The organism is Catenulispora sp. EB89 (genome assembly GCF_041261445.1).
Classification (GTDB): Bacteria; Actinomycetota; Actinomycetes; order Streptomycetales; family Catenulisporaceae; genus Catenulispora.
Window position 1 is genome coordinate 283,105 of record NZ_JBGCCU010000001.1, and the last position, 22,429, is coordinate 305,533.

Consider the following 22,429-nt stretch of genomic DNA (forward strand, 5'->3'; position numbering starts at 1 on the left):
TGGAAGGCAGGCCCGGACCGCCCCCGCGGCGGTCCGCGAAGGGGATGTTAGTCCTGTCACACGACACCGAAAAGGCGGACAAGCCGCCGAGAAGATGGCTTTGCCTGCTTGACTTGAGGAACAGGCATCCACCCTTCCGACTCCAAGGAGAGTGATATGGAACTCCCGCAGCGTCCGGGTTCCCGGCTCGACTCGTATGTCGACCGTTACGCAGCCAGGACCCGCGGGATGACCGCATCCGAGATCCGAGCTCTGTTCGCCGTGGCCTCCCGACCCGAAGTGGTCTCGCTGGCCGGCGGCATGCCGAACCTCGCGGCGCTGCCGATGGACTCCATCGCCTCGGTGGCCGAGGAGCTGATCCGTGACAACGGCACGGTCGCGATGCAGTACGGCGGCGCGCAGGGCGACGAGACGCTGCGCGAGCAGATCTGCGAGATCATGCGCCTGGAGGGCATCGAGGGCCATCCCGACGACGTCATCGCGACCGTCGGCTCGCAGCAGGCGCTGGACCTGGTCACCCGGATCTTCATCGACCCCGGCGACGTCATCCTCGCCGAGGGGCCGTCCTACGTCGGCGCGCTCGGCGTCTTCGCCTCGTACCAGGCCCAGGTGGTCCACGTGGCGATGGACGACCAGGGGCTGGTGCCGGACACGCTGCGCGCGGCGATCGCCTCGGTGCAGGCGTCCGGCCGGCGCATCAAGTTCCTCTACACGATCCCGAACTTCCACAATCCGGCCGGCGTCACGATGGCCGTCGAGCGGCGTCCGGAGATCGTCGAGATCTGCCGTGAGGCCGGGATCCTGATCCTGGAGGACAACCCGTACGGGCTGCTCGGCTTCGAGGGGGAGACCTACCCCGCGCTCCGCTCGCTCGACACCGAGAACGTCATCTATCTCGGCTCGTTCTCGAAGACCTTCGCCCCCGGCTTCCGCGTCGGCTGGGCCCTGGCCCCGCACGCCGTCCGCGAGAAGCTGACGCTCGCCGCCGAGGCCGCCGACCTGTGCCCGCCGGCCTTCTCCCAGATGATGGTCTCCCGCTACCTGAGCACCCAGCCGTGGCGCGAGCAGATCAAGGCGTTCCGGGCCATGTATCTGGAGCGGCGCGACGCGACCCTGACGGCGCTGTCCGAGCTGATGCCCGCCGGTGTCACGTGGACCAAGCCCGAGGGCGGCTTCTACGTCTGGGTCACGCTCCCGGCCGGACTGGACTCCAAGGCGATGCTGCCTCGCGCCGTCACCGCACGCGTGGCCTACGTTCCCGGCACGGGCTTCTACTCCGACGGATTCGGCGCGTCCTCGCTGCGACTCTCTTACTGCTACCCGACGCCGGACCGGATCCGCGAGGGCGTGCGACGGTTCGCGGATGTGCTGCGCGAGGAGATGGAGCTGCGCGCCGCGTTCGGCCATGAGGCGTCGCGGGCCCTGGACAGCCGCGACGGCGTCGACACGCCCGGGCCCGATCTGGCTTAGCGGCGGTATGTTTCACGGGAAACCGACGTCTGGTTTCCCGTGAAACATCGCTCGGGATCCGAACCGGAGCACCCGGCGTCGGCGTGAAACAGGCCGTGTTTCCCGTGAAACATGGCCCGGCCAGACTCTCGACGAACGATGTTTCACGGGAAACCGACTCCGACTCCGGGGTTTCACGGGAAACATCGAGTTCGATCCCTCCGGCCGACTGGCATGATCGGGGGCGAAGAAACCCGGTGAGAAGGGCAGTGATTGCAATGAGCGACCTCGGTCGTGTCGTCGTCTTGGCCGGCGGCCTCAGCCACGAACGCGACGTCTCGATCCGCTCCGGCCGCCGCGTGGCCGACGCGCTGCGCAGTGCGGGCGTCGAGGTTCAGGTGCGCGACATCGACGCCGCGCTCGTACCGGCGCTGCTCGCCGACCGCCCCGACGCCATCTTCCCGACGCTGCACGGAGCCACCGGCGAGGACGGCGCGGTCCAGGGAATCCTGTCGCTGCTCGGCCTGCCGTACGTCGGCTCGCCCCCAGCCGCCTGCCGCCGCGCCTTCGACAAGCCCTCGGCCAAGGACGCCATCCGCACCGCCGGACTGGCCACCCCCGACTGGGTCGCCATCCCCAAGACGACGTTCCGCGACCTCGGCACCCAGGCCGTGCTCGACGCGGTGACCGCCGCCCTCCCGCTGCCACTGTTCGTGAAGCCGGCCCGCGGCGGTTCCTCGCTCGGCGCCGCCGCCGTCCACACCCGCGAGGATCTACCGTCCGCGATGGTGGCGTGCTTCGCCTACGACGAGACCGCACTCATCGAGCGACACGTCACCGGCCGCGAGATCGCGGTGTCCGTCGTCGACACCGGCACCGGCCCGAAGGCACTGCCCGCCGTCGAGATCGTGGCCGACTCCGGCGTCTACGACTACGCCGCCCGCTACACCGCCGGCATCACCGAGTTCTTCGCACCCGCCCGGCTCACGGCCGACGAGGCGAACATCGTCGAGCGGCTGGCCGTCCAGGCGCACACCACCCTCGGCCTGTCGTGCGTGTCGCGCACGGACCTCATCCTCGACGCGGACGGCACGCCCTGGTTCCTCGAAGTGAATGTGGCCCCGGGCCTCACCGAGACCAGCCTGCTGCCACTCGCCGCCGGTGCGGCGGACCTCGACCTCGGTGTGCTCTACCGCGATCTGGTCCAGGCGGTCATCGCCAAGTAGCGCGATGTTTCACGGGAAACCTCGGCGCTGGTTTCCCGTAAAACATCGCTCGTTTCACGGCCGCGCCGCCGATGTTTCACGGGAAACAGCGGCTGCGGCGAGCGAGTCAGCCGCAGAGCGCGCGGCCAGCAATCTCGAGCACTGCGCCCGAGCCATCCCCGCGACGCTGTTTCCCGTGAAACATCGCGGCCCCGTTTCCCGTGAAACATGACAGAGGCCCGGCGGACACCCGCCGGGCCTCGTCACCTCGCTCCTCAATCAAACACAATCCCGTGAAACATCTACTCCCCGAGGATCGCCTTCGCGATCCGCTTCAGATCCTCTATCCCGGCGTACTCGATGGTGATGCGACCGCGCTTCTGCATGATGTCGACCTTCACGCGAGTCTCGAGCCGGTCCGACAGCCGCTGGCCGTAGTCCTCCAGGATCGGCATCCGGCTCCCGGAGCGGACCCGCTTGCCCTTGGGCTTCTCGGTGAAGTCGAGGTAGTCCTCGGGGGTCTCGGTCAGCGCGGTGTCCAGCGCCGCCGCGTCCCAGCGGCCCATGCCGGCCAGCTCCTCGACCGCGCGCACTGAGAGGTTCTCGCGGACGATGCGCTTGGCGATCTCCTCCTGCTGCTCCACCGACTTCAGGCCGAGCAGTGCGCGGGCGTGCCCGGCGGTGATGACGCCGGCCGCGACCCGGCGCTGGATGCCCGGGGTCAGAGTGAGGAGGCGCAGGGTGTTGGTCACGTGCGGGCGGGACTTGCCGATCTTCTCGGCCAGGACTTCGTGGGTGCAGTCGAAGTCCTTGAGGAGTTGGTCGTAGGCCGCGGCCTCTTCGAGCGGGTTCAGCTGGGCGCGCTGGAGGTTCTCCAGGAGCGCGTCCAGCAGCATCCGGTCGTCGCGGGTGTCGCGGATGATGGCGGGGATCGCCGAGAGGCCGGCTTCCTGGGAGGCCCGCCAGCGCCGCTCGCCCATGATGAGTTCGTAGCGGTGCTCACCCTCGGGCTCGGGCAGTTGCCGGACCACGATCGGCTGGAGGAGGCCGACTTCCTTGATGGAGGCGACCAACTCGGCCAGGGCGACTTCGTCGAACTCGGTGCGAGGCTGCACCGGGTTCGGGCGGATCTGGCCCTGGGGGATCTCGGCGAACGAGGCGCCCGGGACCGGCATCAGTCCGTCCGGGAGGCTGGTGTCGACCAGATCCTCGCGGCTCGATGCGGGGGCCGGGACCGACGCCGAGAACGTGACGCTCCCGGTGTCCTCGTGCGTCCGGTAGTCGGTGTCGATGGGCAGGGTGCCCAGCGCGGTGCGGGGCGGGGCCGTCGCGACCGTTGTTTCACGGGAAACATCGCCGGGCGCCGAGGCGGGCGCCGACTCGGATCTCGTCTTCTCGGACAGTATGGAGGGCGGGGCACCGGTGGGGATCAGAGCGCCCAGGCCCTTGCCCAGTCCTCGTCGGCTACTGCTCACCACTGCTCTCCCATCGTGCCGTTCACTGCCCACCGCTGTGCAGGGACGCCCCACCGTACTCGATGTCGGCCCGGAAATCGTTCATGCCGTCCATCGGGCCGCGGGACGCGCCGCGCTCGGCCATCTCCCGTGCGGCGTCGCGGTAGGCGATCGCGCCGGTCGACACCGGGTCCCACGTCATCACGGTCTGCCCGTACGACGGCGCCTCGGAGACCCGCACCGAGCGCGGGATCGCCGAGGACAGCACCTCGTTCGGGAAGTGCGTACGCACCTGCTCCGCGACTTCGGTGGACAGCCGGGTCCGCGAGTCGTACATCGTGAGCAGGATCGTGGACACGTGCAGATCCGGGTTCAGGTGCCCGCGGATGAGCTCGATGTTGTGCAGCAGCTGGCTCAGACCCTCCAGCGCGTAGTACTCGCACTGGATCGGGATCAACACCTCGGCGCCGGCCACCATCGCGTTGACCGTCAGCAGTCCGAGCGAGGGCGGGCAGTCGATGAGGATGTAGTCCATCTTCTTCGTGTAGCCGGACAGCGCCTTCGACAGCCGGCTCTCGCGGGCCACCATCGAGACCAGTTCGATCTCGGCGCCGGCCAGGTCGATGGTCGCCGGGCAGCAGTAGAGATTCGGGATCTCCGGCACCTGCTGCACGACCTCGTCCATCGTGTAGCGCTCGATGAGGACGTCGTAGACCGACGGCACGTCGGCGTGGTGGTCGACCGACAGCGCGGTCGACGCGTTGCCCTGCGGATCCAGGTCGATCACCAGGACGTCGGCCCCGGCCTGGGCGAGCGAGGCGGCCAGGTTGACCGTGGTCGTGGTCTTGCCGACGCCGCCCTTCTGGTTGGCGACGACCAGCACTCGGGTCTTGTCCGGCCGGGGAAGGCGGGTGACACCGGACAGCGCTTCTATTGCGGCGGCGGCTTGGCGGGCGATGGGGGTGTCCGAGTCGTCGGCGACGGACGGCCCCTGGGCGGGAACAGAAGAAGACGGCATGTGCGGTACCTGAAGGGGTGCAGAGGGAGTGGCTCCCGCGGGAACGTGTCCGGACTCGTACTCGAGGTCCACCGGCGGCGTGGCCATCACGTCGGTGGTCCCGGCGGGGTAGTAGGGCTCGTCGTTCAGGCTGTCCACCACTGACTGCGCGAGCAGCGGGTCGACCCCCTGGTGCTCTCGGTGTTCATTGCCGGGTGCGGCCACGGAAGAACTCCTGTCATGGGACGCGCGAAGGCTGTGCTCAACATGAAGCGAGACGCTACAAACCAACAGTCTGCCGTACTCGATCCCCCCAGAACGAACGAAGGGCGGAGTTTCGGAGTGAAACACCGCCCTCTTTCGTCGGTTTCCCGTGAAACATCGGCCGCGCCGAGCCTCGGGGAGTCATCGGGGGACCTTCGGGAGCCATGGTTTCCCGTGAAACATGAACCGGCTCCGGCAGCCGACGAGCCGCCGCCGCTCATGTTTCCCGTGAAACATCGGTGCCCCGAGGCCCACAGGCCTCGGGGCACCGCAGGCTCAGCGTCCCTGCCGCCGGTTACGCGGCCGCTGCTTCTTCGGCCCGCGAACCTGGATCTCCTGATCGATCCCGACTCGGATCACCGTCGTCGGCGGCTCCACAATGCCGGACCCGACCGTTTCCACGCTCCAGCGCGTGGCGCCCAGCTTCGCGAGCAACTCCGCGCTCTCGGCCAGTTCGCTCTCGGCCGAGCCGCCCTTGAGCGCGACCATCTCCCCGTCGGCCCGCAGCAGCGGCAGGGACCAGCCGGCCAGCCGGTCCAGCGGCGCCACCGCGCGGGAGGTCACCACGTCGAACCGCTCCTTGCCGGCGAACTCCTCGGCCCGGCCGCGGAGCACCCGCACGTTCTCCAGGCCCAGGAGGTCGATCACCTCGTCCAGGAACAGAGTGCGGCGCAGCAGCGGCTCCAGGAGGGTGACCGAGAGGTCCGGGCGGGCCAGGGCGAGGACGATGCCGGGGAGCCCGGCGCCGGAGCCGACGTCACAGATCCGGATGTCGGAGGGCAGCAGTTCGCCGACCACCGCACAGTTGAGGATGTGCCGCTCCCACAGGCGCGGCACTTCCCGAGGTCCGAGAAGACCTCGGGTCACGCCGGGACCGGCGAGGATCTCCGCGTAGCGGGTGGCGTCGGCCGCCCGGGCACCGAAGACCGAGAGCACCGCCTCCGGGGCGGGGCCCAAGACCAGATCGGTCGGCTCGCCGCCGCCGGGGGCGGCGGGGTCGGGCGAAGAAGGTCGCATGTCTCCACTATGTCCCAGCTCGGTCGTCAGACCGACTGCGACATCGAGGGCAGGACGACCACACAGCGGTTGGGCTCCTCGCCCTCCGACTCGCTGCGCAGGCCGGCCGCGGCGACCGCGTCGTGCACGACCTTGCGCTCGAACGGCGACATCGCGGACAGCTTCACCGGCTCGCCGGTCTCGGCGACCTTGCGCGCCGCCTCGGTACCGATCCGGGTGAGCTCGGAGCGGCGGGTGGCGCGGTGGCCGTCGATGTCCAGCATCAGCCGGGACCGCTCGCCGGTCTCGCGCAGCACCGCCAGACGCGTCAGCTCCTGCAGCGCGTCGAGCACCTCGCCCTCGGACCCGACCAGGTGCGAGAGCTTGCCGCCGACGATGGAGACCGAGGCGCGGTCGCCCTCGACGTCCATATCGATGTCGCCGTCCAGGTCGGCGATGTCGAGCAGGCCCTCCAGGTAGTCGGCGGCGATGTCGCCCTCGCGCTCCAGGCGGGCGATGCGCTCGGCCGGCGATTCCGGGGCCCGCTCGGCAGCCTTGTCGGCCCGCTCGCCGCCGGCGTCCGGCTCGGCGTCGACGAGGTCGGCGGGGCCGGCCTCGGTCACCGCGGTGGTGTCGCTCATGCCGTCGCTCCTCTACTTCTTGCGCTTGCTACGAGTGGTACGGACCGGCTGCTGGCGCTGCCTGGAGACCGCCACCTTGTCCTGGGTGTCCGTGCCGTTGGCGCCGGCCAGCGCCTTCGCGGCCTCCGGATCCTTCGCGACCAGTTCCTGGTGCTTGCGCTCCTCCTTGGCCTTGCGGCGGGCGATCATCTCCTTCTCCGCCTGACTGCCGGGCATCGGGGAGTTGCGCAGAGTGTAGAACTGCTGGCCGATCGTCCACACGTTCGTGGTCATCAGATAGAGCACGACGCCGATCTGGACGTTCAGGCTGAAGAACAGCATGCCGAACGGCATGACGTAGAGCATGATCTTCTGGCTCTGCATCATCGGGTTCGGGACGGAGTTGTCCATGTTGGTGTTCTTGGCCATCATCATGCGCTGCGTCAGGAACTGCGACGTGGCGTAGATGATGGCCATGATGACCGCGACGATCTGCAGGTTGGTCACCGAGGTGACGCCGACCGCCTTCATCTGCGCCGACGTGTGGTGCAGGAAGCTCAGCGACAGCGGCGCGCCGAAGAAGTTGGCGTGCTGGGCGCTCACCGAGTCGGTCTTGGACAGCGCGCCGACCGCGTTGCCCGCCGAGACGTGGCTGAGCACCCGGTACAGGCCCATGAAGAACGGCGTCTGCAGCAGGATCGGCATGCACGAGGCGAACGGGGAGGTCCCGTTGTCCTTGTACAGCTTCATCATTTCCTGCTGAAGCTTCTGCTTGTCGAGCTTGTACTTCTTCTGCAGGGCTTGGATCTGCGGCTGGAGTCGCTGCATGTTCTGCATCGACTTGATCTGCTTGCGGAACAGCGGGATCATCGCCGCGCGGATGGTGATCGTCAAGAAGATGATCGACAGCACCCAGGACGCCGAGGAACCACTGCCGAAAATCGCCCCGAACGCCCGGTGCCACAGCATCATCACGAAGCTGGTGGCCCAGATGATCGGGGAGAGGATTGTGTCGATCACGATCGCGCTCCTCGGCTGGACATCAGGTCGGGCCGGACCGCGTCGTGGGTCGGCCTGGTGGGCAAACCGACCATCTCGGTCCGGTCGGAAGTCTGTGTTGTCTCACCAGGGGAACTCGTCTCGTCCACCGAGAGGTTCCGCGCCTGGCCGTCTTTGTCGCCCTCGGAGTGCTTGGGCTCGCGGGGCTTGACTGGATCGTATCCGCCCGAGCTCCACGGATTGCAGCGGAGCACCCGCCACACGGTCATGCCGCCGCCCTTGATCGCCCCGTGGGTGCTGACGGCCTCATAGCCGTAGTGGGAGCACGAAGGCTCGAACTTGCACACCGGGCCGCGCCAGTTCACGACCGGGCTCAAGACTATCTGGTAGAGCCGGATCAGCCCCATCAACACGTACTTCATCGCAACAGCTTCCGCAGGGCCGAGTCGAGGTCGGCGCCAAGAGTGGCCCAGTCCGCACCGGCCGCCGGCGGCAACGCCCGGACCACCAGCCGCGATCCCGGGGGCAGCAGATCAAGCCGGGCCCGGACCAGGTGCCGCAGCCGCCGCTTGACGGCGGTGCGCACCACGGCGGGTCCCACGGCCTTGCTCACGACGAAGCCCGCCAGCACGGCGGAGTCGGCCGAGGGCGGCGGGTCGGTGGGGACCGTCAGGTGCGCGACGAGCGTGGTTCGTCCGGCCCGTCGGCCGCCGCGTACGGCCGCGCCGAAATCCGCCGACCTCCGCATGCGGTGCGCGGAGGAGAGCACGGCGGTCGGAGAGGAAGCGAACCGCGGCTCAGGCCGACAGCTCGCTACGGCCCTTGGCACGGCGGTTGGCCAGGATCGCGCGGCCGGCACGGGTCCGCATGCGCAGACGGAAGCCGTGGGTCTTGGCGCGACGGCGGTTGTTGGGCTGGAAGGTGCGCTTGCTCACTTGGGGGCTCCGCTTGTAGTTGGCGCCCTTCAGGGCGGCGTCACTGCTTAGGTCTGTTCCGAAGTGCGCCAACAGGCTTACGCGCGCAGACGCGCGGCATCGGCAATCGACTTCTCGACCTGCTTACGGTACGTGCCGCCACCCGGAAGGGTCAAACCCGAGGTGGACCGGGCCGTCAGCGGCCGCTCGGACACTATTATCCACAGGACCACCGTACTTGTGGATAACCGGGCCCACCCGCTACCGTCGGCCGGACCGCCGCCGATGCCCGAGTGCGGCATTTTGTGAGGTCCGCACCGCCCCGAAGGGCGCCGGACCTGTGTAAACGACAGATACGACAACCGACGCGACCGCGCCGGGCCTTATCCACAGCTGTACACACCTTCTGCGTACGACCTGTGGAAAGCCTGTGGGAAACGTGATGCAGACCTGTCGGCGCGGTAGGGCCGACAGCACAGAATGGAGCCGCAGGCCGTGTCCGACCCGCAAGGTTACACCCCGGTCCCGCCGCCTGCGGCCGCCCCCGGTGACGCGACCGCGCTGTGGCCCCATTTCCGCGCCCGCGTCGAGTCGGACGGCTCGCTGACCAAGAGCGAGCAGGCCTTCCTGATGATCCCGGAGGCCCGGACGGTGATCGGCGACACGATCGTGCTCGCGGTGCCCGACGACTTCTCCAAGAACTACCTGGAGCAGCGGCTGGAGCCGATGCTCACCACCCATCTGGCCGCCATGTTCGGCCCGGACATCAAGTTCAGCCTGTTCGTCGACAGAGCGATGGAGAACACACCGGCCCCGGCGTCCCCGAGCCCGGTACCGCCGCCGGCCCCGGTCATCCCGCAGCTCGCGCCGCCCCCGGCGCACTGGACCCCGCCCCCGGTGCCGCCGGCCGGGCTGGACCAGTCCGCTCCGGCGGCCTTCCACAGCGAGCCCCCGGCCTTCGCCCCGGAGCTGCCCCGGCCCCCGATCGGCGGCGTGGCCCTGCCGCCGCCCCGCATCTCCGAGCCGCAGCCCGAGGAGAGCGACCCGATAGCGGCCACGCTGTCGCTGTCCACCGGCAGCCCGGGGGCCCGCTCCTCGACTCCCGACGACGGCGCCAAGGCCCAGCAGGCCAAGCTCAATGAGAAGTACGTCTTCGAGACCTTCGTCATCGGCTCCAGCAACCGGTTCGCACACGCCGCCGCGGTCGCCGTCGCCGAGGCCCCGGCCAAGGCCTACAACCCGCTGTTCATCTACGGCGACTCCGGCCTGGGCAAGACCCACCTGCTCCACGCGATCGGCCACTACGCGCGCAACCTCTACCCGGGGACCCGCGTGCGGTACGTGTCCACCGAGGAGTTCACGAACGACTTCATCAACGCGATCCGCGACGGCGCCGGCAACCACCTGCGCAAGCGCTACCGCGATGTCGACATCCTGATGGTCGACGACATCCAGTTCCTGGAGAACAAGGAGGGGACGCAGGAGGAGTTCTTCCACACCTTCAACACCCTCCACAACGCCTCGAAGCAGATCGTCATCTCCAGCGACCGGCCGCCCAAGCAGCTGAACACCCTGGAGGACCGGCTCCGCTCGCGCTTCGAGTGGGGCCTGATCACCGACATCCAGCCGCCCGAGCTCGAGACCCGGATCGCGATCCTCCGCAAGAAGGCCCAGCAGGAAGGCCTGAACGCACCGCCCGAGGTCCTGGAGTTCATCGCCTCCAAGATCTCCACCAACATCCGCGAGCTCGAGGGCGCGCTGATCCGGGTCACCGCGTTCGCCTCGCTGAACCGGGCGCCTGTCGACTTGTCGCTGGCCGAGGACGTCCTGAAGAACCTGATGCCGGACGCGGCCGGTCCCGAGATCACCGTCTCGACGATCATGGCCCAGACCGCGATGTACTTCGGGATCACCATGGAGGACCTCTGTGGGACTTCTCGCAGCCGCATCCTCGTGACCGCCCGGCAGATCGCCATGTATCTGTGCCGCGAGCTCACCGACCTTTCCCTGCCCAAGATCGGACAGGCTTTCGGCGGCCGCGACCACACCACGGTGATGCACGCCGACCGCAAGATCCGCTCGCTGCTCCCGGAGCGCCGGGCCATCTTCAACCAGGTGACCGAACTCACGAACCGCATCAAGCAGTCCGGCTGACCTGCTCTTTCCTGCTAGGCCCGGCACGCCCTCGCGCGTGCCGGGCCTTTTTGTCGTGGGCGGCGGACCGGCGAGGCGACACGCCGGAAGTCGAGAAAACCCGTACCTCCCACCTTTCATAGCTCCTTGTCGACTAATGTCCTGCATGTCCGCTTCGAAGCTCTATGTCGCTAAGGAGACGGGCGGCAAAGGTTCGGACGCATGACGTTCCGCAGGTTCAACATGTCACCCACTTGGCAGATCGCATGATCGCCGCCGGTTGGGGACAACCCGGGGAAAAACTGGGGATAACCTGTGGACAACGCTGTGCGTAACTGAGTGGACGTGTGGATACCGGCGAGTTATCCCCAGAGTTGAATTGTTTTCCACAGCTGAACACACAGGCAATGTGGACTAACATAATAGGTATGAGCTGCGGAAACAACGGTTATCCACAGTATCCACAGCCCCTACTACTACTACGAGAACAGATAGCTACGTCGGCCGATTTGAATCGTCTCGGCCCACATCTGTGGAAAACTCGCGGGCCACTCATTGGACGTCCGAAGGCGCCGAAGCCGGATTCACTCTTTCAGGGCCCTCTGACACTCCTTCCCCCGTTGTCGCCGTTTCCACTCCTCCCCAAGCTCGTTTCAGGCACACTGGAACCTCTCAACACGCAGCGCCGATTCACAGCCTGTGGGTCGCAGACGGCATGATGGGACGCTGGTTCCGATGAGCAGCGAGTAAGCAAGCAGGAGGCGGTGTCCGGTGAAGTTCCGGGTCGAACGCGACGTCCTTTCCGAGGCCGTGGCATGGACTGCGCGGTCCCTGCCCAGCCGCCCGGCCGCCCCGGTGCTGGCCGGCCTGGTCTTCGAGGCCGTCGAAGGTGATGGTGGGGACAGCGGCTCGGTCACGCTGTCCGGCTTCGACTACGAGGTCTCCTCCCGCGCCCAGATCAGTGCCGACGTCACCGAGCCGGGCCGGATCCTGATCCACGGCAAGCTCCTGGCGGACATCGCCAAGTCGCTGCCGAACCGCCCCGTGGAGTTCTCCACCGAGGGATCGAAGGTTCTCGTCAGCTGTGGATCCAGCCGCTTCACGCTGCAGACCCTGCCGGTCGAGGACTACCCGGCGCTGCCGACCATGCCCACGGCCACCGGCGCCGTCACCGCCTCCGGCCTGGCCGGCGCGGTCTCCCAGGTGGCCATCGCCGCCGGGCGCGACGACACCATCCCGATGCTCACCGGCATCCGGGTGGAGATCGAGGGCGAGCGGGTCACCCTGGTGGCCACCGACCGGTTCCGGCTGGCCGTCCGCGAGCTCCAGTGGAAGCCGGAGCAGCAGGACATGTCGGCGACCGCGCTGATCCCCTCCAAGGTCCTGTCCGACACCGCCAAGGCGCTCACCGGCGGGGACTGGGTCACCCTGGCGCTGGCCGGCAGCGACGCCGGCGAGGGTCTGATCGGCTTCGAGTCGGGTGAGGGCGCGTCCAGCGGGGCCAAGGGCTCGCGCCGGATGACCTCGCGGCTGCTGTCCGGCGAGTTCGTGAAGTACCGCTCGCTGTTCCCGAACGAGTACAACATCACCGCGACCGTCGAGACCGCGCCGTTCCTGGAGGCCGCCAAGCGCGTGTCCCTGGTGGCCGACCGCACCTCGCCGATCAAGCTGGCCTTCACCCAGGGCGAGGTGACCCTGGAGGCCGGCGCGGGCGACGAGGCGCAGGCCTCCGAGGCCATGGACGCGGTCCTGGACGGCGAGGACATCAGCGTCTCGTTCAACCCGAGCTTCCTGCTGGACGGCCTGCAGGTGATCGACACGCAGTACGCTCAGCTGTCGTTCACCGTGGCCTCCAAGCCCGCGGTGCTCATGGGCCGCCCGGCCCTGGACGCCCCGCCGCAGGAGGAGTTCCGTTACCTGATGATGCCGCTGCGTGTCCCCGGTCAGTCCGCGGGCTGACCCGGAAAGCACTCGTCACGCAGGCCCCGTAAGGTCGGTTCTGACACGATCAGGTGAAGGTGACGGAAGAAACAGAGGGAAGACCATGGAGATCGGTCTTGTCGGCCTGGGCAAGATGGGCGGCAACATGCGCGAGCGCATCCGCCAGGCCGGGCACACCGTCGTCGGCTACGACCGCGACCCCAAGCTGGCCGACGTCGGCTCGCTGAAGGAGCTCGTCGAGGCGCTGCCGGCGCCGCGCGCGGTGTGGATCATGGTGCCGGCCGGCGACCCCACCGACGCCACCGTGCGCGAGCTGTCCGATCTGCTGGACGCCGGCGACCTGGTGATCGACGGCGGCAACTCGCGCTGGACCGAGGACGTCAAGCACGCCGAGCTGCTCAAGACCAAGGACATCTCCTTCGTCGACGCCGGCGTCTCCGGCGGGGTCTGGGGCCTGCAGAACGGCTACGCCCTGATGGTCGGCGGCGCCGAGGCCGACATCGCGCGCGTGCAGCCGATCTTCGACGCGCTCAAGCCCGAGGGCGACAGCGGGTTCGTGCACGCCGGCGAGGTCGGCGCGGGCCACTTCTCGAAGATGGTCCACAACGGCATCGAGTACGGGATCATGCAGTCCTACGCCGAGGGCTGGGAGCTGCTGGAGTCCGCCCCGAACGTGACCAACGTGCGCGAGGTCTTCCGCTCCTGGCAGGAGGGCACCGTCATCCGTTCGTGGCTGCTGGACCTGCTGGTCCGCGCCCTGGACGACGACGAGCACCTGTCCGGCATCCGCGGCTACGCCGACGACTCCGGCGAGGGCCGCTGGACCGTCGAGGCCGGTATCGACCTGGCCGTGCCGACCCCGGCGATCACCGCCTCGCTCTACGCGCGCTTCAGCTCGCGTCAGGAGGACTCGCCGCAGATGAAGGCGGTCGCGGCGCTGCGCAACCAGTTCGGCGGGCACGCCGTGAAGAAGGAGAGTTAGGACCACCCATTGCGGGTCACGCATCTGTCGCTGGCGGACTTCCGTTCGTACGCCTCCCTCGAGATCGCGCTCGGGGGAGGCGTCACCGCCTTCGTCGGGCCGAACGGGCAGGGGAAGACCAACCTCGTCGAGGCGATCGGCTACATCGCCACGCTCGACAGCCACCGCGTGGCCACCGACCAGCCGCTCGTGCGCTTCGGCGCGCCGCGCGCCATAGTGCGCGCGAACGTGGAGCGCGAAGGCCGTACACAGCTTGTGGAAATCGAGCTGAACCCGGGCGGTGCGAACCGCGCCCGGCTGAACCGCAACCCGGTTCCGCGTCCCCGCGAGATCCTCGGCGTGCTGCGTACCGTGCTGTTCGCGCCGGAGGACCTCGCGCTGGTGAAGGGCGATCCGGGGGAGCGCCGCCGGTTCCTCGACGAGCTGCTGGTGTTGCGCTGGCCGCGGTTCGCCGGGGTCCGCGCCGACTACGACAGAGTTCTGAAGCAGCGGAACACCTTGCTGCGTACGGCTGCGATGGCCCGACGTAACAAGACCTCCGGCCCGAACCTCACCACGCTCGACGCCTGGGACCACCACCTCGCGCTGGCCGGCGCCGAACTGGTCGCCGCGCGCCTGGCGCTGATCTCGGCGTTGTCCCCACTTGTGGACAAGTGTTACGTCGAGATCGCCGAGGGCGGCGCGACCCGCATCGGCTACCGCTCGACGGTGGCCGCCGAACCCGACCCGACCGTCGCCGTCCTGACGGAACAGTTCATGACGGCCCTCGGCGAGGCCCGCGCTAACGAATTGGACCGCGGGATCACCCTGGTCGGCCCGCACCGCGACGAAATGGTGCTGGAGCTGACCTCCTCCTCGGGTGAGAACATGCCGGCCCGCGGCTACGCCAGCCACGGCGAGTCCTGGTCGTACGCGCTGGCCTTACGTTTGGCCGCCTACGACCTGCTGCGCTCCGACGGCTCCGAAGGCGGCGAGCCGGTCCTGATCCTCGACGACGTCTTCGCCGAACTCGACGCCAAGCGCCGCCGCCGGCTCGCCGAGCGCGTCTCCGGCGCCGACCAGGTGCTCATCACCGCGGCCGTGGACGCCGACGTCCCCGAGCAGCTGATCGGCCAGAAGTTCACGGTGGCCGGAGGGCAGGTGAACCCGGGGTGAATCCACAGCCTGTGGACAGCGGATCCGACGCCGGGGGCTCCGAGGGGGCCGACGCCAAGGGCTCCGGCATCGACCTGGCCCGCGCCGCGTTCGCCGCCGCGCGGTCCCGCAGCAAGGACGGCGGCGCCGGATGGAACGGCAGCCGCCGTCGTAACAACAACCCCGGCCAGCGCTCGGGATCCGGTCCCGACGAACGCGATCCGCAGCTGCTGTCCTCGGCGATCCCCAGGCTGATCGAGGACCGCGGCTGGAGCGTGCCGGCGGCGGTCGGCGGCGTCATGGGCCGCTGGGGCGAGATCGTGGGCAGCCACATCGCGGCGCACTGCACCCCGACCGAGTTCAACGACGGCATCCTCACGGTCCGCACCGATTCCGCGGCCTGGGCCACCGAGCTGCGGATGCTGGCCCCGCAGTTGCTGGCCAAGCTGAACGCCGAGCTGGGGACCTCCCGCGCGGCTCACGGCGGCCGCGACACCGCCGGCGCCATCTCGAACCTGAAAGTGGTCGGGCCCGGCGGCCGGTGACCGATCGGCGCCGGTTGCCTGTCTTTTGACCTTGTTGCCGCTCTCGGGGATCGTTAGGTTCGCGCGGGGTGGTCGACGCCCGTCCCATCGGCCCCATCGGCACCAGGCGTCTCAACAGCCACGATCCCCTGGTCGTCCGGCACGAATCGGCCACGGCACGGCGGACCATAAAGGTCCATATCTGTGACAATCACCCTCTCGCATCCTCAGACCGTGCCGGACGCTGTCGTGAGCCGTTCGCAGGGCGGCTCGTATGGGGGGACTTCAAAGACGGGCAAAAAATGTCTCTCAAGGCCTCACAGGGCCGTATGAGGGCCACTTTGGTCAGCCGGGCAGGGTAGAATAAAGCTCGTAAGTCTTCCCCTTCGCGGCTCGCGTCGGGCCGCGACTGTCCGGTGGGTTCCTCCGACGGCGCGCTCCGAACGCTCAGGCCGTGTTTTGAGAAAGGGCCAGCGCGCCGTGGCGGACGTAGAACCGACCGGGGACATCACCCCGAGCCCCGATGGCACCTATAACGCTGACTCCATCAGTGTCCTGGAGGGGTTGGAAGCCGTCCGGAAGCGGCCGGGCATGTACATCGGCTCCACCGGGGAGCGCGGCCTGCACCACCTGGTCTACGAGATCGTCGACAACTCGGTGGACGAGGCGATGGCCGGGTACGCCGACACCATCGAGGTCCGGCTGCTGGCCGACGGCGGGGTGAAGGTCGTGGACAACGGCCGCGGCATCCCGGTCGGCATCAACACCAAGACCGGCAAGTCCGCGCTGGAAGTCGTGATGACGATCCTGCACGCCGGCGGCAAGTTCGGCGACGGCGGCTACAAGGTCTCCGGCGGTCTGCACGGCGTCGGCGTCTCGGTCGTGAACGCGCTGTCCACCCGGGTCGAGGTCGAGGTGCACACCGACGGTTTCGTCTGGAACCAGGTGTACAAGCACGGCGTGCCCGAGTCCGAGGTGTGCAAGGGCGGCCCGGCCGAGGACACCGGCACCTCGACGATCTTCTGGGCCGATCCCGACATCTTCGAGACCACGGTCTACACCTTCGAGACCCTCTCGCGCCGGTTCCAGGAGATGGCCTTCCTCAACAAGGGCCTGACGATCTCGCTGACCGACGAGCGTCCGGAGTTCCTCGACGAGAACGGCGAGCAGCGCTCGGTGAAGTACCACGCCGAGGGCGGCATCGCCGACTTCGTGCGGCACATCAACTCCCGCAAGGGCGAGCCGGTCCACCCGAACGTCATCGACTTCGAGGGCGAGGACAAGGACCGCACCCTGGCGGCCGAGATCGCCCTGCAGTGGAACAGCCAGTACTCCGAGTCGATCTACACCTTCGCCAACAACATCAACACCCACGGCGGCGGTACGCACGAGGAGGGCTTCCGCGCGGCGCTGACGACGCTGATCAACAAGTACGCGCGCGACCAGAAGCTGCTCAAGGAGAAGGACGAGAACCTCGCCGGCGAGGACATCCGCGAGGGTCTGACCACGATCGTCTCGGTGAAGCTGTCCGAGCCGCAGTTCGAGGGCCAGACCAAGGACAAGCTGGGCAACCCCGAGGCCAAGACCTTCGTGCAGCGTCTGGTCTACGAGAAGCTCGGCGAGTGGCTCGAGGAGAACCCGAACGAGGCCCGCGAGGTCATCCGCAAGACCATCCAGGCCTCCACCGCGCGCATGGCCGCGCGCAAGGCGCGCGAGCTGACCCGTCGCAAGGGTCTGCTGGAGTCCTCCTCGCTGCCCGGCAAGCTGTCCGACTGCCAGTCCAACGACCCGACGAAGACCGAGATCTTCATCGTCGAGGGTGACTCCGCCGGCGGCTCGGCGCGGTCCGGCCGCGACCCGATGACCCAGGCCATCCTGCCGATCCGCGGCAAGATCCTGAACGTCGAGAAGGCGCGCATCGACAAGGTGCTGCAGAACACCGAGGTCCAGGCGCTGATCTCGGCGCTGGGCACCGGGGTGCACGACGACTTCGACATCAGCCGGCTGCGTTACCACAAGATCATCCTGATGGCGGACGCCGACGTCGACGGCGCACACATCAACACCCTGCTTCTCACCCTGCTGTTCCGGTTCATGAAGCCGCTGGTCGAGGCCGGGCACGTGTACCTGGCCGCGCCGCCGCTGTACAAGGTGAAGTGGACGAACAACGACTTCCACTACGCCTACTCCGACCGCGAGCGCGACCAGCTCATCGAGTCGGGCGTCGGGGCCGGCAAGCGGATGAAGGACGAGACCGTCCAGCGCTTCAAGGGTCTGGGCGAGATGAACGCCGAAGAGCTGCGGATCACCACCATGGACCGCGATCACCGCATCCTGCGCCAGATCACGCTCGACGACGCGGCCCAGGCCGACGACCTGTTCTCGGTCCTGATGGGCGAGGACGTCGAGGCCCGCCGGAACTTCATCCAGCGCAACGCGAAGGACGTCAGGTTCCTGGACATCTGAGTCCACACCCGTCCGCGAACGAACCTGACGAGAGCACCACCTCTCCTTGACAGCGAAGGATTGAGATTTGAGCACGGAGACTGTGGACGAGACGCCGCAGGGCGACCGGATCGATCCGGTCGACCTCCAGACGGAGATGCAGCGCTCGTACCTCGACTACGCGATGAGCGTGATCGTCGGCCGCGCGCTGCCGGACGTCCGGGACGGCCTCAAGCCGGTGCACCGCCGCGTCCTGTACGCGATGTACGACGGCGGCTACCGCCCCGACCGCGGCTACTACAAGTGCGCCCGCGTCGTCGGCGAGGTCATGGGTATCTACCACCCGCACGGCGACTCGCCGATCTACGACACCCTGGTCCGCCTGGCGCAGCCCTGGTCGCTGCGGATGGTGCTGGTCGACGGGAACGGCAACTTCGGCTCCCCGGGCAACGACCCGGCCGCGGCCATGCGGTACACCGAGTGCAAGATGGCGCCGCTGGCCATGGAGATGGTGCGGGACATCGACGAGGACACCGTCGACCTGCGCCCCAACTACGACGGTCGCTCCACCGAGCCGGTCGTGCTGCCCGCGCGGTTCCCCAACCTGTTGGTGAACGGCTCGACCGGCATCGCGGTCGGGATGGCGACCAACATCCCGAGCCACAACCTGCGCGAGGTCAACGACGGCGTCCAGTGGTTCCTGCAGAACCCCGAGGCGACCAACGAGGAGCTGCTGGAAGCGCTCATCGAGCGGATCAAGGGCCCGGACTTCCCGACCGGCGCGCTGATCGTCGGCCGGCGCGGGATCGAGGACGCCTACCGGACCGGCCGCGGCTCGATCACCATGCGCGCGGTGGTCAACACCGAGGAGATCAACGGGCGGATGTGCCTGGTGGTCACCGAGCTGCCCTACCAGGTGAACCCGGACAACCTGGCGCTGAAGATCGCCGAGCTGGTCAAGGACGGCAAGGTCGCCGGCATCGCCGACGTCCGCGACGAGTCCTCCTCCCGCACCGGCCAGCGCCTGGTGATCGTGCTCAAGCGCGACGCGGTCGCCAAGGTCGTGCTGAACAACCTGTACAAGCACACGCAGCTGCAGGACTCCTTCGGCGCGAACATGCTGGCGCTGGTCGACGAGGTGCCGCGCACGCTGTCGCTGGACGCCTTCATCCGGCACTGGGTCACGCACCAGATCGACGTGATCGTCCGCCGCACCCGCTTCCGGCTGCGCAAGGCCCAGGAGCGCGCGCACATCCTGGTCGGCCTGCTCAAGGCGCTGGACGCGATCGACGAGGTGGTGGCGCTGATCCGCCGCTCCCCCACGGTCGACGAGGCCCGCACCGGCCTGATCGAGCTGCTCACCATCGACGAGATCCAGGCCAACGCGATCCTGGAGATGCAGCTGCGCCGGCTGGCCGCCCTGGAGCGGCAGAAGATCGAGGCCGAGCACAACGAGCTGATGGCCAAGATCGCGGACTACACCTCGATCCTGGAGTCGCCGGAGCGGCAGCGGCGGATCGTCTCCGAGGAGCTGCAGGCGATCACCGACAAGTACGGCGACGACCGGCGTTCGCAGCTGGTGCCGTACGAGGGCGACATGTCCATCGAGGACCTGATCCCCGAGGAGGACGTGGTCGTCACGATCACCCGGGGCGGCTACACCCGGCGGACCAAGACGGACCTGTACCGCTCGCAGAAGCGCGGCGGCAAGGGCGTCAAGGGCGCGCAGCTGAAGCAGGACGACATCGTCGACCACTTCTTCGTCACCACGACGCACCACTGGCTGCTGTTCTTCACGAACAAGGGCCGGGTGTACCGCGCGAAGGCGCACGAGCTGCCGGACACGGCCCGCGACGCGCGCGGCCAGCACGTGGCGAACCTGCTGGCGTTCCTGCCGGACGAGAAGATCGCCCAGGTGCTGGACCTGCGGGACTACGAGCAGGCGCCGTACATGGTGCTGGCCACCAAGAACGGGCTGATCAAGAAGACGCCGCTGAAGGACTACGACTCGCCGCGCTCGGCCGGCGTCATCGCGATCAACCTGCGCGAGGACGACGAGCTGATCGCCGCCGAGCTGGTCTCCCCCGAGGACGACCTGCTGCTGGTCTCCAAGCAGGCGCAGGGGCTGCGGTTCACCGCCACGGACGAGGCGCTGCGGCCGATGGGGCGGGCGACCTCGGGCGTGATTGGGATGCGTTTCCGCGAGGACGACGAGCTGCTGTCCATGGACGTCGTCCGGCCGGACACGTTCCTGTTCACGGCGACGTCCGGCGGCTACGGCAAGCGGACCCCGGTGGAGATGTTCCCGCTGCGCGGCCGTGGCGGTCTGGGCGTCATCGCCGCCAAGACCGTCGACGAGCGGGGCGGCCTGGTCGGCGCCGCGGTCGTGGACGAGGGCGACGAGGTCATGGCCATCACGCTGTCCGGCGGCGTGATCCGGACGCGGGTGTCGGAGGTGCGGCCGACGTCGCGCGACACCATGGGCGTGCGGGTGATCAACCTCGGCAAGGGCGACACGGTGCTCGCGATCGCGCGCAACGGTGACCCGGCTGAGGTGGAGGACGAGCTGGGCGAGGCCGAGGGCGTCGAAGGCGTCGAAGGTGTGGTGGTCGCCGAGGTGTCGGAGGTCTCTGAGGTCGCCGAGGACGAGGCTCCGGCGGCTGAGGCTTCGGAGGACGCGGGTTCTGACGACGAGTAGTCGTCTGACGGCCTGACGGAAACGCGTGGCGGCGGTATCGGTGCGGGGCACCGGTGCCGCCGCTCGGTCTTTGGGGGCCTGGCTTGCTGTGCACAGCCGAGCCGAGCCGAGCCGAGCCCAGCCCTGCTCGGCCGGGCAGACGGGTGACGCCCGTTCGGCTGTCTGTGACAGGCCCGCCACGTCCGGCTCACTTCGGTACGTGTCCGATTATGTGCGTGGCGCAGTCTTGAGGTCCGTCGAACATATGGTCCGTGCTACGAAAAATTGCGGGGCCGGGGAGACCTACGAGCATTAGGACGGTAGCTTGGCCGGGTGAGTAGCGAGACGACGACCGATCCCGGCCTCGGAACCGACCCCGACGGCGTCGGTGGCGGGCCCCGCGCTTACGGGGCCGGCCCCGGCGCCGCTTCCGTTCCGGACGCCGCGCCGCCCGGAGCGCACCGGCAGGCTCCGCCGCCGAACCAGCCGCCGCCCGGCTACGGGCCGCCGCAGGGTGGGCGTGGACCTGCGGGTCCTGGTGCCGGTCCTGCTCCCGGTTCCGGGTACGGCCCTGGCCCTGGCGGCGTCGGCGGTGGTTCTGGCGTTCCCGGTGGCCCGGGGGCTCATGGCGCGCACGCTGCTCCGATGGCTCAGGGCGGGCCTGCCGGCTCCGGCGGTCCCGGCATTCCCGTCGCTCCGGGGATGAGCGGCCCCGGCCCTGCTCACGGCGTTGGTTCCGGCCACGGTGGTCCCGGCGTGCCGGTCGGCCCCGGCCCTGGCCCCGGCGGTCAGATGGGCGGAGCCCACGGCGCTCCCGCCGGCCCGGGCATGCCCGGTGCTCCCGGCGGATCGACCGGAGCCGCAGCCGGTGCGGGCGCTGCCGCGGGCGCCGCGGTGGCCGGCGCAGCCGCCTCGATCACAGCGGGCCTGTCAGGTCTGGCCGGACGCTTTTCCGGCGGCGGAGGCCGTCGTACCGGGGGAAGACGCAAGGAAGCCCCTACCATGGGAACCGTGGCGTATCAGCAATCGGAGTCAGCCCAAGGCCAGGCGGGCACCCGCCCCCAGGCCGGCGGCGGCTGGGCCGCCCGCCCGCCCGGCCCGTCCGGCTCCCCCGCGGGCGCACCCCGCTACCAGCAGCAGCAACAGGCCCCCGGCGCCGCCCCCCGCGGCCGCAAGGCCCGCCTGCGCGTGGCGAAGGTCGACCCCTGGTCGGTGATGAAGACGACGTTCGTCCTGTCGATCGCCTTCGCCGTCGTCTCAGTGGTGGCGGCCGCGCTCCTCTGGTCGGCCCTGAACGCCCTCGGCGTCTTCGACTCCATCAACCGCACCCTGGCCTCAGTCGCCCCCGCGAACCAGCCCAACAGCGTCACCCTGACCTCAGTCCTGTCCTTCGGCAAGGTGATGAGCTTCACGGCCCTGGTGAGCGTGGTGAACATCGTCCTGTTCACAGCCCTCGCCACCCTCGCCGCCTACCTGTACAACATGTGCTCCTCCCTCGTCGGCGGCATAGAGGTCACCCTCGCCGACGACACCGCCTCCTGAGGCGCGGGGCCCCTGCAAAGCGGTTTTGGGGCACCGCCCCCGGTGGGGTAAGCTTCTCGACGTTACCAACCGGGGCCTATGGCACAGTTGGTTAGCGCGCCGCCCTGATAAGGCGGAGGTCGGTGGTTCAAGTCCACCTAGGCCCACCCCCGG

Annotated in this window: 19 protein-coding genes and 1 tRNA gene; 12 read left to right on the top strand and 8 right to left on the bottom strand. The window is 68.8% G+C overall.

Annotated features, from left to right (window positions below; all coding sequences use genetic code 11):
* Positions 1–156 precede the first annotated feature (156 nt).
* Both ABH920_RS01330 and ABH920_RS01335 read left to right on the top strand, forming a co-directional pair.
* Positions 157–1,470, top strand: coding sequence for a PLP-dependent aminotransferase family protein (locus tag ABH920_RS01330; protein ID WP_370345836.1), 1,314 nt, complete (start codon positions 157–159; stop codon positions 1,468–1,470).
* Positions 1,471–1,727: 257 nt separating this feature from the next.
* Positions 1,728–2,675 (top strand): D-alanine--D-alanine ligase, encoded by a 948-nt coding sequence (locus ABH920_RS01335; RefSeq protein ID WP_370345838.1) that lies wholly within the window; start codon positions 1,728–1,730, stop codon positions 2,673–2,675.
* 281 nt (positions 2,676–2,956) lie between these two features.
* On the opposite strand, the gene ABH920_RS01340 is transcribed toward ABH920_RS01335, so the two are convergent.
* From ABH920_RS01340 to rpmH, 8 genes are all read right to left on the bottom strand, one after another.
* On the bottom strand, positions 2,957–4,129 hold the full coding sequence (locus tag ABH920_RS01340) for a ParB/RepB/Spo0J family partition protein (protein ID WP_370345840.1): 1,173 nt from the start codon (positions 4,127–4,129) through the stop codon (positions 2,957–2,959).
* A gap of 22 nt (positions 4,130–4,151) precedes the next feature.
* Positions 4,152–5,126, bottom strand: a complete 975-nt coding sequence (locus ABH920_RS01345) for a ParA family protein (protein ID WP_370346700.1) — start codon at positions 5,124–5,126, stop codon at positions 4,152–4,154.
* 519 nt (positions 5,127–5,645) lie between these two features.
* Entirely contained in the window at positions 5,646–6,386 is a 741-nt protein-coding gene (rsmG, locus tag ABH920_RS01350; protein WP_370345842.1) for a 16S rRNA (guanine(527)-N(7))-methyltransferase RsmG, read from the bottom strand.
* 26 nt (positions 6,387–6,412) lie between these two features.
* Positions 6,413–7,006, bottom strand: a complete 594-nt coding sequence (locus ABH920_RS01355) for a protein jag (RefSeq protein WP_370345844.1) — start codon at positions 7,004–7,006, stop codon at positions 6,413–6,415.
* 12 nt (positions 7,007–7,018) lie between these two features.
* Complete coding sequence (yidC, locus tag ABH920_RS01360) at positions 7,019–8,005, bottom strand: membrane protein insertase YidC (RefSeq protein WP_370345846.1); 987 nt, start codon at positions 8,003–8,005, stop codon at positions 7,019–7,021.
* On the bottom strand, positions 8,002–8,406 hold the full coding sequence (gene yidD / locus ABH920_RS01365) for a membrane protein insertion efficiency factor YidD (RefSeq protein ID WP_370345848.1): 405 nt from the start codon (positions 8,404–8,406) through the stop codon (positions 8,002–8,004). Before yidD ends, yidC begins: the two co-directional genes overlap by 4 nt.
* On the bottom strand, positions 8,403–8,753 hold the full coding sequence (gene rnpA / locus ABH920_RS01370) for a ribonuclease P protein component (protein WP_370345850.1): 351 nt from the start codon (positions 8,751–8,753) through the stop codon (positions 8,403–8,405). The genes yidD and rnpA overlap by 4 nt, the downstream gene beginning before the upstream one ends.
* 28 nt (positions 8,754–8,781) lie before the next feature.
* On the bottom strand, positions 8,782–8,919 hold the full coding sequence (rpmH, locus tag ABH920_RS01375; RefSeq protein WP_015797593.1) for a 50S ribosomal protein L34: 138 nt from the start codon (positions 8,917–8,919) through the stop codon (positions 8,782–8,784).
* Between the two features lie 459 nt (positions 8,920–9,378).
* Between rpmH and dnaA the strand changes: the two genes are divergently transcribed.
* From dnaA to ABH920_RS01425, 10 genes are all read left to right on the top strand, one after another.
* Positions 9,379–11,052, top strand: coding sequence for a chromosomal replication initiator protein DnaA (gene dnaA, locus ABH920_RS01380; RefSeq protein WP_370345853.1), 1,674 nt, complete (start codon positions 9,379–9,381; stop codon positions 11,050–11,052).
* 750 nt (positions 11,053–11,802) lie between these two features.
* A complete protein-coding gene (dnaN, locus tag ABH920_RS01385) occupies positions 11,803–12,990 on the top strand; it encodes a DNA polymerase III subunit beta (protein WP_370345855.1) in 1,188 nt (395 codons plus the stop codon).
* Positions 12,991–13,075: 85 nt separating this feature from the next.
* Positions 13,076–13,954 carry a phosphogluconate dehydrogenase (NAD(+)-dependent, decarboxylating) gene (gene gnd / locus ABH920_RS01390; protein WP_370345857.1) on the top strand — a complete coding sequence of 293 codons (879 nt, stop codon included), beginning with the start codon at positions 13,076–13,078 and terminating at the stop codon, positions 13,952–13,954.
* A gap of 9 nt (positions 13,955–13,963) precedes the next feature.
* Entirely contained in the window at positions 13,964–15,109 is a 1,146-nt protein-coding gene (recF, locus tag ABH920_RS01395) for a DNA replication/repair protein RecF (protein ID WP_370345859.1), read from the top strand.
* Positions 15,106–15,633, top strand: coding sequence for a DUF721 domain-containing protein (locus ABH920_RS01400; RefSeq protein WP_370345861.1), 528 nt, complete (start codon positions 15,106–15,108; stop codon positions 15,631–15,633). Before recF ends, ABH920_RS01400 begins: the two co-directional genes overlap by 4 nt.
* Before the next feature lie 459 nt (positions 15,634–16,092).
* Positions 16,093–18,078: a DNA topoisomerase (ATP-hydrolyzing) subunit B gene (gene gyrB / locus ABH920_RS01405; RefSeq protein ID WP_370345863.1), complete on the top strand. Its 1,986-nt coding sequence runs from the start codon at positions 16,093–16,095 to the stop codon at positions 18,076–18,078.
* Positions 18,079–18,214: 136 nt separating this feature from the next.
* Positions 18,215–20,755, top strand: coding sequence for a DNA gyrase subunit A (gene gyrA / locus ABH920_RS01410; RefSeq protein ID WP_370346702.1), 2,541 nt, complete (start codon positions 18,215–18,217; stop codon positions 20,753–20,755).
* A 499-nt stretch (positions 20,756–21,254) separates the two neighbouring features.
* Positions 21,255–21,440, top strand: coding sequence for a hypothetical protein (locus tag ABH920_RS01415; RefSeq protein ID WP_370345865.1), 186 nt, complete (start codon positions 21,255–21,257; stop codon positions 21,438–21,440).
* A gap of 296 nt (positions 21,441–21,736) precedes the next feature.
* Positions 21,737–22,276 carry a DUF3566 domain-containing protein gene (locus ABH920_RS01420; protein WP_370345867.1) on the top strand — a complete coding sequence of 180 codons (540 nt, stop codon included), beginning with the start codon at positions 21,737–21,739 and terminating at the stop codon, positions 22,274–22,276.
* A 72-nt stretch (positions 22,277–22,348) separates the two neighbouring features.
* Positions 22,349–22,422: transfer RNA gene (locus ABH920_RS01425), tRNA-Ile, on the top strand.
* Positions 22,423–22,429: the final 7 nt, after the last annotated feature.